Below are 8,662 nucleotides of genomic sequence, written 5' to 3' on the forward strand. Positions count from 1 at the left end.
GAGGCGCCGCACCAGGTGGCGCGGCGTCGGGCTTTCTGGTGGACGGAGGTCACGACCGCACCTCCCGCTCGATGTACCGGCGCCCTCCGCGGATGGTCAGCGCGCCACGGAGGCGGCAGTCGATGAGCCGGGTTTCCGGCGGAAGCCCCAGCGCCTCTGGCAGCGGCTGGGTGGTGAGCACGGTCACGGTGCGGATCTCGTCGAGCTGCTCGTCGACGATGCTGCGGACGGGGGAAGTGGTCATGCCGCGTCCGCCTTCAGCTGCTGAGCGGCGTGTTCGGCGATGAAGCCGGAGCGGTGTTTGTCCATGCAGATGCGCAGGCAGTCGAGCGGGCCGGACACCAAGTCCTCGCACAGCTTGTCGCGCAGGTGGCGCCACCTGCTGTCGGTGACGCGAAAGAGGGCGGCCATCGCATCGATGATCTCCGCGTGGCTCATCACTCCGTAGGCGTACTCGGCGAACGCCTCGGCGGTGCTCTGGTCGCCCTCGTTGAGCAGCTCGCCGATGCGTTCCTCGGCTTCCTCACGGGCATAGTCGTGTTCGGGTTCGGCGTGGTCGTAGGCGAACTGGCCGCGGCGCATGGCAGCGGCATTGCGAAGTGCTGGGGTCATGGCGTGCTCCTGCGTGCATGAGTCGACGCACCGCGCTGATGCGACGACCGATGAAGGCTGGGGGAGGGGAAAGAGGTGCCGGCAGTGCCACCACGGGATGCCGGCGTTGATGCAGGGCGCATCGGGGAGTGATCGGCTGGCCGGGCAATCCACCGCTATGCGCGTGGAGGTGGCCACCCCGCTGTTTGCTTCGGCGATCAACCGGTCACTCTCCGATCCGCCCTGGTGGGCGGTCAGGGCCGGGTACGCCGGCCAGGCGTCTGCTCTGTCGCCACCGGCGCAGCTGCCGGCATGGGGCCTCGTACGGGGCTGGCTTGCGGATTACTCGAACTGCTGGGGCGCTCCGCCGCGGCCGTGAGGCGCAGCGGTCGAGGGTGTCGGGCTAACCCCGCAGCGGTTTCAGGCATGCCGATCCGCCGACGGCTGCCCAGCCATCAGGCGACTGCCTGGGGCTCTTGCTCCTTCTCCTTCTGGATGCGCTCGTAAATTTCCTCGCGATGTACGGCGACTTCCTTCGGCGCTTCGACGCCGATGCGAACCTGGTTGCCCTTGACGCCCAGGACGGTGACTTGGATGTCGTCGCCGATGAAGAGGGTTTCGCCTACACGGCGGGTGAGGATGAGCATGGTGACCTCCTTGGTCGGTTTGGTTGGTTTCCCGGATGGCCCTGTCGCCAAGGCCATCGAGGAAATCGGGTCTTGCTGGGCGCTGTTTCTGGCCACCTGCGCCTGGGCCTGCTTTCGCATCTCGGGGAGCCTGAGGCTCCGACAGATCACCGCGCCTGCCCGGCCGTGATCACTCCTTTCTGCGGCGCTCCACGCTGCGCGCCCGGGGTGAGGCATCCCCTGTACCGGATTGAGGGCTCCGGCTCGCTGCCCTTGTCGGCCCTGCTAGGGCCTGCCGTGTGTGCGGCGTTGAGGTGAATTTAAGCATTCTGAAATTTAAGGTCAAGAAGAATTTTAAGGATGCTGAATTTGTAGAGTCAAAAAAGCCCGCTCAGCGGCGGGCTTCATGGAGGGGCGCCGATCACTCGGCGTTCGGCTTCACCCAGGTCAGGCGCACGGAGCCGTCCTCCTGCGGCACCAGGGTTACGCTCTCTTCTTCGCTCAGCTGCTCGAGCAGCAGGTCCCAGTCGGCTTCCAGCTCATCCGGCGCGCGGGTGATGACGACCTGGCGCTCCAGCTGGGCGCGCGGCACCAGGATCAGCTTCTGGATCCGGCGGGCGAGCAGCTCGTAGGAGCTGGGAGGGGTAGGGGCGGTTGCTTTCTTTGCCATGCAGGCATCTCCTATGCTGTATGTATATACAGTATTTGTGCAGGTGCTCGGGCGCAAGGTGTGTGCATGGAAAATCAGCGCCCAAAGGGCGGCGCGCAGGGATGGCTGATCAAGTAAGTACACATAGTGTGTATTAACCACTTAAAGTGTGTATGCTACACATCAAGCAGCATGAGGGGATGGCAATGCGAAGTAGGGAGGTAATCGAGCTGCTGGAGGCGGATGGCTGGTACGAGGTGGCGGTGAAGGGTAGTCACCACCAGTTCAAGCATCCGACCAAGCTGGGGAGGGTGACGGTTCCGCACCCGAAGTCGGATCTGCCGAAAGGCACCTACCAGAGCATTTTGAAACAAGCCGGCCTCAGATGAGGCCGGTAATGTCCGGGGAGGACTGCTTCATGAAATATCCCGTCGTCATTCACAAAGACCAGGGCAGCGACTATGGCGTGACCGTGCCTGATGTCCCAGGCTGCTTCTCCGCCGGCGAGACGATGGCCGAGGCGCTGGAGAATATCCGCGAGGCGCTTGAGCTGCACTTCGAAGGACTGGTGACCGATGGCGAGCCGTTGCCGCAGCCGCAGGAGATTGACGTACACGCGGCGAATCCGGACTACGCTGGCGGCGTGTGGGCGCTGGTCGACTTCGACGTGACGCCGTACCTGGGCAAGGCTGTGCGCTTCAACGCGACCCTGCCGGAGTACCTGCTGGCGCGGATCGACAACTACGTGAAGAACCACCCGGAGCAGAAGAGCCGCTCGGGCTTCCTGGCTGAGGCGGCATTGCGGGTGTTGCAGCACGGCTGAAGGCGGAAACAAAAAGCCCCGCTCGGTGGCGGGGCAAACAGGGGGAAAGCTCTCAGTCCCTGCAGGCTAGGGCTGCGAGCGTGAAGGTTTCGTCATGCAGATGTCGTGCAGATGTGTGCTCACCGCTGGCTCTGCAGCTGGCCAGCTTTCCAAGCGGCTTCGAACCTCTCACGGGCCTTGTTGGCTGATGCCTCGCAGACCAGCTTCCGCTGATTTGACTCCGGATACATGCACGCCCTGGACGGCTGGTAGAAGCGATCCCAGGCATCATCCTTCGCAGCAAGTTCGGCCTGCCTGAGACGCGCCGCCGTGACCAGTTCGGCATGTCGGCGCCGTTCTGCCGTCTCCTGTCGAGCGAGCTCATCTGGACTGAGTGTCGACCGCGGCGCTATCAGATTCTGCCGGACCTGCTGTTGCAGCTGGATCTTCTGGACAGCGGCCTGGGAGCGCTCGATCTGGCGCTGGGCCATGTTCTCGATGGCAGCGACGCGCACCTGGTAGACGATGTAGGCGCCCAAGACAGAGATGATCACGCCCAGAAGCCAGGCGATGGGGGAGAGTGGTTTGTGGCGGCGTCGTGCCATGGAGTGCGTCCGTTCGAAAACCAGATTTATTTATTATTTGTTTTTTGTCTCGGGTGGATCAGTTTATTATTGCTATTCATGGAGCTTGTATCCTAAGTAATAAAGCCCCCAGAAAGTGGCAACTATCATTTGGTAGAGTGCTGTGAAGAATGTGAATATTAGAAGAAAGAAAATTGCTTCTCCAGTGTAAGTGTTTAGCTTTGATAATTCGATTATCTCGCTCCCAAAGGTGGATAGGAATATGCTAAACAATATCAGGATGATGCTTTCTCCGGTCAGAAAGGCAAATAGCATCGCTAGAAATCTTCGCCTTGTTAGATCAACGAAACTCTCTTTTCCGAGTATTTTTATTTTTACCTTTGGTGTTGGTGATGGAATGACGCTGTCTATGTCTGATCTTCCGAATGTTGCAATTGCAGCAAGTGCTGCGATATAGAAGCCTGGTAGGGATTGGATAAATGAGAGGGTTAGCGAGACTATGCCGCCGGCACCTATGACTTTGTTTTTTTCGCCAAAGTAGTAAATCATCAGAACTGAAAGTGCAGCGAGAAAGATCGGGTAGCCCCAGTCTACGACCCACTTGTGCGGGTGTCGTATGGATAAGTAGCCAAAAGGTCGCATTAATTGATCTATCAGCATGAGTCACCCAATTAGTTCAAGCATTTTTTTGACTACGTAATTCTGGATATTATCAAAGCTGTTGCTATTTACAAGGGGTATTCCAAGTTGATGTTTCTTTACGTACTTCTCTGCTGCATATAGCTCGCCTGTGTCCGCAGATATTGTTGCATCCTTCTGGGTGCCCTCTGCTGTTATGAACTTTATCCTGAGTTGTTTGTATTCTCTGTGTTGTTTGGTGATTCTGTTTCTGACTCCGCGAATGCTGGACATGACGTCGCCAATTAGGTCTGAGCTTGGCTCTAGCTCCACTGTGCGCTTTCGCTCTTTGATAAAGCCGCGGTCATCCCATGTTGCACCTACCTGAGAGTAGCTAACGAGCTCGATGGATGAGAGCCGTCCGTCGCTTAGATCCTTCTGAAATTGGTCGCTCGGATGGCCTCGAAAGTCAACTTCATGGTTGTGATGAACCATGAGTGGGAGTCCTCTTGGAGTGCGTGCACCATTGATGTTTGGAGTTTTGTACAAGCTTGGTTTTTGCTTCTTGCAATGACGAATTATGTGCGCAAGATAGCTCTTTATTCTTGAGGCGTTCAATCCTGAGCCGTATGCGCTCTCAAATATGCATAGATAGTGATTGTCTCCCCTTACTGGTGGCAGGAAAATAATTACGTGTGCCGAGAACTCTCCTCCGTGGCCTTTTGGTTTCTCATGAACTACCCGGCTTTTGGTAAACGGATCGCTTGAGACGGAGTTTGGGGCTTTTGGGTCACTTCTATTTATAAGCAATATGACCTTTTCTTGATCGATGGAGAAGTCGGCAAGGTACAGGCTTTCGGCATCCGCTGTATAGCCTTTCTGCAGGATGTTGTCGCCGCCTTGTGTAAGGTCGCGAACATGTTCAAAAATTTCGCTTAATGGTTTTGGTGGCGTTACGAAGTCTGCTTCATTTCCCGCGGCGCGAGACTGGCCTTTTGCAGAAGTGATTATGTCGTAGAAATAAATTATCCGTTTCTGCATTGTTTCATCTCCGGCATCCTGCGGCCGCTTAGTGATAGCTTTGGGATATTGTTGAGTCTAAGCTTGTTTTTTTGTCTTGTGAGCCTCCAGACACCTCTTGGTGTCCGCCTGCTCATAGTTGTTCTCGGCGTTGCCGTAGGGCTCTCCAAGAACTTAAAACTCTATATCTTCATTGTCGGCATCAGGTCTTGAGAGGTGGCCATTTCCACCCTCCACCAGCTCCTCACGCAGAACCAGCAGCTCGCGCGGCGCCGCGATGGCAAGGCGCACGTGATTGTTGTTCTTGATGCTGACGACCTCGATATCGATACCGTCCTCAAGGAGGCGGCGCAACGCTTCTTGCGGATCTACGCCGGAATCGATGGTCAGACGGATTTTCTCGCCGACGCGGCGACCGAGAATGAGTGCCATGTTTCGCTTCCTTGCGTTGGGGGCTGGTCTGTTTACCGGCAGAGGGATTCGCAGGGGACCCCATCCGAGTTGCCGTCAAGTCGGCTGTTGCCACACTGCTGCAGGTGGAACTTCGCCTCCTCGCATGAGGACATCTGCCCACAGATCTTGCGCGTGGAGCAGCTGTAGCTGGATCCGCCGGCGCCGCCACCGATCGCACTGCCGCGGGCAGGCTTCTCGGTGATGTTTGTCGAATCGCGCTGTGCCTGGCGCTGTGCTGCGCCGGCGCGGCGCCACTCCCAGGGCGGCATGCGCTCAGATTCCGACAGGGCCCACAGGCCGCGCTTGGCTGCCCGGGCCTGGTCCTCGAGGGGTATCAGGCTTCGGTCCTTGCTGTATTGGCGGTATACCCACGCAGCGCCTTGGCTGACCAGCTGCGCATTGACGTCGGCACCGCCGACGTAGGCTCTGGCCACGGTGCGGCCATAGCGGTCAGTGTCCTGCACCTTGAGGGTCACGGTCTTGCCGAACACCAGGTCGCTGAGCGCCTGCTTGGACTTGGTGCCGTAGGGCTGTTTGGATTCGGGAGTGTCTATTTCGGCCATCCTCACTTTCACCTGTTTGTTGCCGGCGGCCAGGCAGGTGAAAGTGTCGCCATCGCTGATGCCCACCACCTTGCAGGAGATGTCGGCGGCCAAGGCCAGCGGAGAGGCGAGGGCGAGCAGCAGGGTGGCTGCGAAGAGCTTGGATTGCATGGCGCGTCCTTGCATGATCATGGCTGGAGGGGGCTGCGGTGGAGCACGTATCTCAGCATTACTGAGAAGTCTGCTCCTCAAGGCTTTGTCGGTAGGCCGTCCATTCAGCAAGGCGCCTTGATTCCTTTACGGCTCCATAGGCTGCGATGCTTGCACCAATGAGACTGCCAAGCGCGCCAAAGACCATCGGCCACGCTAGGGCACCTGAATACCACGCAAGCGTCATCATTCCGCCGGTCACTAGGAATAGCAGCCCAGTCGCTGCCAGGGCCAAGCCCGTTTTGTATCGCGGCGCCATCCATTGTGTGGCCATCACTCCAATGCCTGCACCGACCAAGTCCGGCATGAACGCGATAGCAATCTCGGTTAGCAGTGAGTCGCCCAAGGCTGACGAGATAGAAATGTGCGAAAGGGCGACAGCTGCAAACCAAGCCACAATCCCAACGGGCAGGGCAAGGATCAATCTGGCGTAGTATTTGAAAGTCTGCATGGCGCCTCCTTGCGTTGTGGTTGCTAGCCGATTCCGCCGCCGCGCCAGATGACGCGGCCGAGGATGGGCATTTCGTGCAGCGTTGCCTGAGAAACCGGCTCGTCCGGGTAGGCGGTCTTGTCCGGGTTGTCGCTGCGGATCATCCAGGCGCCGGATAGCTGCTGAATGATGCGCTTGATGCTGATGCCGCCATCAGGCCGCCGGATGGCATAGACCTGGCGGTCGCGTGGTTCGGTATCCGAGCCATCGAAAAGCACCACATCGCCTTCGAAAATGTAGGGCTCCATGCTGTCGCCATCGGCGTAGATGACGTACAGGTTGTCGGCTTTGACCCGCATCTTGGCCAGCCAATCTCGCTTGAAGGCCAGGCCGCCTTTTACTTCGACGTGGCCGTTGAGGTATCCGGCGCCGCAGTCGCCCTTGATGGCGTACTGGGGGATCAGAGCGTAGTCGTCTTCGTGCGGAGTGCGATGGCTCTCGTAGGTGCCTCCCACTTCCTGCGTGACGAGTTCCTGCTTGGGGCCCATCCCTATAGCCAGCCACTCCGCTCTGTAACCAGTTGCCTTCGCGAGGGCGTAGAGATTCTCTGGCTTCAGGCTTTTGCTGTCGCCATTGATCCACTGGGTGACGGCCGAGTTTGCGACGCCGCATTCGGCGGCGATCTCGCCCTTTTTCTTCCCGCTGGCGGCAATCGCCTCGGCTATGCGTTCGTGTCGTTCCATGGCTCGGATATTAAGCTAGCTGAATTTAAGCATGTATCTGCCTCGGGTTGGCCTTGACTCTTAAATTTAAGAATGCTGAAATTCCGGCATCACCAACCCGAGATCGTCGCAATGAAGACGCAAGAAGTGGCCGATTACTTCGGCGGCAAGAAGAAGCTCGCGGCAGCGCTGGGGGTTAGCCCAAGCGCCGTGAGCATGTGGGGCGAAACCATCCCAGAGACCCGCCAGTACCAGATCCAAGTCATCTCCAAGGGCAAGTTCAAGGTCGACCAGAAGCCTGACGCCCATCCCGCCGCCTGACCCAGCCCCGCCCCACAACTGAGGAATCACCCCATGACGAAACTCCGCGAAGACCGGCGCCGCAAGGCGCCCGGATCGCACCTGACCGAAGAGATCAAGGTGCGCGTGTGCACCGATGACTACCGCGAGCTGATCGATGCCTCGCGGTTGAGCCACGCCGAGAACCTGACCGGCTACGCCCGCGACTGCATGTTCATCGGTCACCGCCTGCAGCAGGGCAGCCAGCGGGAGCAGATCCTGGCGGCGCTGGCGCTGCAGCAGAAGGCGCACACCCTGGCGGCGCTGTTCCGCGGCGAGCAGCTGGATCCGGAGCGCCTGAGCGAGCTGCTGGCGGAGTTGGTGAAGCAGGCCGGCGAGGCCAGTGTGCGGAAACGGAAAAGCGCCTGACAGGGCCTAGGAGGATTCGATGTTTGCGAACGATGTGTGTGATGCGGCCATGGAGAGGCTCAGCCCGGCCGAGCGGCAGGAACTCGGTCGGGAGGCAGTCCAGCGTGGCTGCAATCTCAGCGAGGCCCTGGTGGCCGTGGCGCTGGAGAACCTGCAGCAGCAGCTCTATGCGCTGAGCGTAGCAAGTGGCCGGCGCCTGACGCTGGTCAAGGGATAGGTCGAGAGGCCTCGCGAGAGCGGGGCTCTTCGGCTTGGGAGGCCCTACCAGGGCGCAATGGGATTGCCGAATGCCAAGTTTTCAGATCAACGACGAAGAGTGGGATGCGCTTTTCGACGAGCCGCACCACCTGCTCAAGGTGTACTGCGCGATCCGCAGGCACATGGACTTCACCACCGGTATTGCCGGCGTGAAGCGCCGCTTGAGTGAGCAGATGCTGCGCGAGCTGTTGAGCACCCCGGCGTCACCTGGACGGCCTGGTCACACAGCTACCCGCAAGGAGGTCCGCTATGCCGTGGACTTCCTGGTTCGAATTGGCCTGCTGGCTCTTCTGCCGAGCATGGGGCCGTTCGTTTTCGAGCTTCCTCTGGCGACCCGCGATATCTCCGTCTCGGGGAGGTGGGGCCAGGTTTTCGACCAAGGTGGGGCCAGAGGTGGGGCCGCAGGTGGGGCCACAGAAAAATCGCTAGAGCCAACGGAATACGGGGCT

At 59.2% G+C, this 8,662-nt stretch carries 16 protein-coding genes; 5 read left to right on the forward strand and 11 right to left on the reverse strand.

What is annotated here, in order from left to right; genetic code table 11:
• Positions 1-49 precede the first annotated feature (49 nt).
• The 4 genes from BMZ19_RS12335 to BMZ19_RS12350 form a co-directional block, all read right to left on the reverse strand.
• A complete protein-coding gene (locus BMZ19_RS12335; protein ID WP_090311319.1) occupies positions 50-244 on the reverse strand; it encodes a hypothetical protein in 195 nt (64 codons plus the stop codon).
• Entirely contained in the window at positions 241-612 is a 372-nt protein-coding gene (locus tag BMZ19_RS12340) for a hypothetical protein (RefSeq protein ID WP_090311321.1), read from the reverse strand. The genes BMZ19_RS12335 and BMZ19_RS12340 overlap by 4 nt, the downstream gene beginning before the upstream one ends.
• Before the next feature lie 434 nt (positions 613-1,046).
• A complete protein-coding gene (csrA, locus tag BMZ19_RS12345) occupies positions 1,047-1,238 on the reverse strand; it encodes a carbon storage regulator CsrA (RefSeq protein WP_090311322.1) in 192 nt (63 codons plus the stop codon).
• Positions 1,239-1,638: 400 nt separating this feature from the next.
• Positions 1,639-1,887 carry a DUF1654 domain-containing protein gene (locus BMZ19_RS12350; protein WP_090311324.1) on the reverse strand — a complete coding sequence of 83 codons (249 nt, stop codon included), beginning with the start codon at positions 1,885-1,887 and terminating at the stop codon, positions 1,639-1,641.
• A gap of 185 nt (positions 1,888-2,072) precedes the next feature.
• On the opposite strand from BMZ19_RS12350, the gene BMZ19_RS12355 reads away from it, so the two are divergent.
• Both BMZ19_RS12355 and BMZ19_RS12360 read left to right on the forward strand, forming a co-directional pair.
• Positions 2,073-2,255 carry a type II toxin-antitoxin system HicA family toxin gene (locus BMZ19_RS12355; protein ID WP_090311550.1) on the forward strand — a complete coding sequence of 61 codons (183 nt, stop codon included), beginning with the start codon at positions 2,073-2,075 and terminating at the stop codon, positions 2,253-2,255.
• 29 nt (positions 2,256-2,284) lie between these two features.
• Positions 2,285-2,689, forward strand: a complete 405-nt coding sequence (locus BMZ19_RS12360; RefSeq protein WP_090311553.1) for a type II toxin-antitoxin system HicB family antitoxin — start codon at positions 2,285-2,287, stop codon at positions 2,687-2,689.
• 119 nt (positions 2,690-2,808) lie between these two features.
• Here the strand turns inward: BMZ19_RS12360 and BMZ19_RS12365 are convergent, their stop codons facing one another.
• From BMZ19_RS12365 to BMZ19_RS12390, 7 genes are all read right to left on the reverse strand, one after another.
• Positions 2,809-3,273, reverse strand: coding sequence for a hypothetical protein (locus tag BMZ19_RS12365; RefSeq protein ID WP_090311326.1), 465 nt, complete (start codon positions 3,271-3,273; stop codon positions 2,809-2,811).
• A 72-nt stretch (positions 3,274-3,345) separates the two neighbouring features.
• A complete protein-coding gene (locus BMZ19_RS22150) occupies positions 3,346-3,912 on the reverse strand; it encodes a hypothetical protein (protein WP_139214666.1) in 567 nt (188 codons plus the stop codon).
• Between the two features lie 3 nt (positions 3,913-3,915).
• A complete protein-coding gene (locus tag BMZ19_RS22155) occupies positions 3,916-4,911 on the reverse strand; it encodes a hypothetical protein (protein WP_139214667.1) in 996 nt (331 codons plus the stop codon).
• Positions 4,912-5,064: 153 nt separating this feature from the next.
• On the reverse strand, positions 5,065-5,322 hold the full coding sequence (locus BMZ19_RS12375) for a carbon storage regulator (RefSeq protein WP_090311329.1): 258 nt from the start codon (positions 5,320-5,322) through the stop codon (positions 5,065-5,067).
• Between the two features lie 32 nt (positions 5,323-5,354).
• The gene (locus BMZ19_RS12380) at positions 5,355-6,056 is read right to left on the reverse strand and encodes a thermonuclease family protein (protein ID WP_090311332.1); all 702 of its coding nucleotides are present in this window, start codon (positions 6,054-6,056) and stop codon (positions 5,355-5,357) included.
• Positions 6,057-6,114: 58 nt separating this feature from the next.
• Positions 6,115-6,546 carry a hypothetical protein gene (locus BMZ19_RS12385; protein WP_090311334.1) on the reverse strand — a complete coding sequence of 144 codons (432 nt, stop codon included), beginning with the start codon at positions 6,544-6,546 and terminating at the stop codon, positions 6,115-6,117.
• A gap of 23 nt (positions 6,547-6,569) precedes the next feature.
• The gene (locus BMZ19_RS12390) at positions 6,570-7,268 is read right to left on the reverse strand and encodes a LexA family transcriptional regulator (RefSeq protein ID WP_090311336.1); all 699 of its coding nucleotides are present in this window, start codon (positions 7,266-7,268) and stop codon (positions 6,570-6,572) included.
• A 111-nt stretch (positions 7,269-7,379) separates the two neighbouring features.
• On the opposite strand from BMZ19_RS12390, the gene BMZ19_RS12395 reads away from it, so the two are divergent.
• The 3 genes from BMZ19_RS12395 to BMZ19_RS12405 are packed head-to-tail and all read left to right on the forward strand — an operon-like array spanning position 7,380 to position 8,172.
• Positions 7,380-7,568 carry a Cro/CI family transcriptional regulator gene (locus BMZ19_RS12395; RefSeq protein ID WP_090311556.1) on the forward strand — a complete coding sequence of 63 codons (189 nt, stop codon included), beginning with the start codon at positions 7,380-7,382 and terminating at the stop codon, positions 7,566-7,568.
• A 33-nt stretch (positions 7,569-7,601) separates the two neighbouring features.
• A complete protein-coding gene (locus BMZ19_RS12400; protein WP_090311338.1) occupies positions 7,602-7,955 on the forward strand; it encodes a hypothetical protein in 354 nt (117 codons plus the stop codon).
• Positions 7,956-7,974: 19 nt separating this feature from the next.
• Positions 7,975-8,172, forward strand: coding sequence for a hypothetical protein (locus BMZ19_RS12405; RefSeq protein ID WP_090311340.1), 198 nt, complete (start codon positions 7,975-7,977; stop codon positions 8,170-8,172).
• Positions 8,173-8,662 lie beyond the last annotated feature (490 nt).

It is taken from the genome of Pseudomonas linyingensis (assembly GCF_900109175.1).
In the GTDB taxonomy this organism is placed as follows: domain Bacteria; phylum Pseudomonadota; class Gammaproteobacteria; order Pseudomonadales; family Pseudomonadaceae; genus Geopseudomonas; species Geopseudomonas linyingensis.

Bases quoted from the DNA above. Each gene is read 5' to 3' on its own strand.
- BMZ19_RS12380 (WP_090311332.1), bottom strand. From the start codon at position 6,056: ATGCAATCCAAGCTCTTCGCAGCCACCCTGCTGCTCGCCCTCGCCTCT.
- BMZ19_RS12395 (WP_090311556.1), top strand. From the start codon at position 7,380: ATGAAGACGCAAGAAGTGGCCGATTACTTCGGCGGCAAGAAGAAGCTC.
- BMZ19_RS12335 (WP_090311319.1), bottom strand. From the start codon at position 244: ATGACCACTTCCCCCGTCCGCAGCATCGTCGACGAGCAGCTCGACGAG.
- BMZ19_RS12365 (WP_090311326.1), bottom strand. From the start codon at position 3,273: ATGGCACGACGCCGCCACAAACCACTCTCCCCCATCGCCTGGCTTCTG.
- BMZ19_RS12350 (WP_090311324.1), bottom strand. From the start codon at position 1,887: ATGGCAAAGAAAGCAACCGCCCCTACCCCTCCCAGCTCCTACGAGCTG.
- BMZ19_RS12390 (WP_090311336.1), bottom strand. From the start codon at position 7,268: ATGGAACGACACGAACGCATAGCCGAGGCGATTGCCGCCAGCGGGAAG.
- BMZ19_RS22155 (WP_139214667.1), bottom strand. From the start codon at position 4,911: ATGCAGAAACGGATAATTTATTTCTACGACATAATCACTTCTGCAAAA.
- BMZ19_RS12400 (WP_090311338.1), top strand. From the start codon at position 7,602: ATGACGAAACTCCGCGAAGACCGGCGCCGCAAGGCGCCCGGATCGCAC.
- BMZ19_RS12385 (WP_090311334.1), bottom strand. From the start codon at position 6,546: ATGCAGACTTTCAAATACTACGCCAGATTGATCCTTGCCCTGCCCGTT.
- BMZ19_RS12360 (WP_090311553.1), top strand. From the start codon at position 2,285: ATGAAATATCCCGTCGTCATTCACAAAGACCAGGGCAGCGACTATGGC.
- BMZ19_RS12405 (WP_090311340.1), top strand. From the start codon at position 7,975: ATGTTTGCGAACGATGTGTGTGATGCGGCCATGGAGAGGCTCAGCCCG.
- BMZ19_RS12375 (WP_090311329.1), bottom strand. From the start codon at position 5,322: ATGGCACTCATTCTCGGTCGCCGCGTCGGCGAGAAAATCCGTCTGACC.
- BMZ19_RS12355 (WP_090311550.1), top strand. From the start codon at position 2,073: ATGCGAAGTAGGGAGGTAATCGAGCTGCTGGAGGCGGATGGCTGGTAC.
- BMZ19_RS12340 (WP_090311321.1), bottom strand. From the start codon at position 612: ATGACCCCAGCACTTCGCAATGCCGCTGCCATGCGCCGCGGCCAGTTC.
- csrA (WP_090311322.1), bottom strand. From the start codon at position 1,238: ATGCTCATCCTCACCCGCCGTGTAGGCGAAACCCTCTTCATCGGCGAC.
- BMZ19_RS22150 (WP_139214666.1), bottom strand. From the start codon at position 3,912: ATGCTGATAGATCAATTAATGCGACCTTTTGGCTACTTATCCATACGA.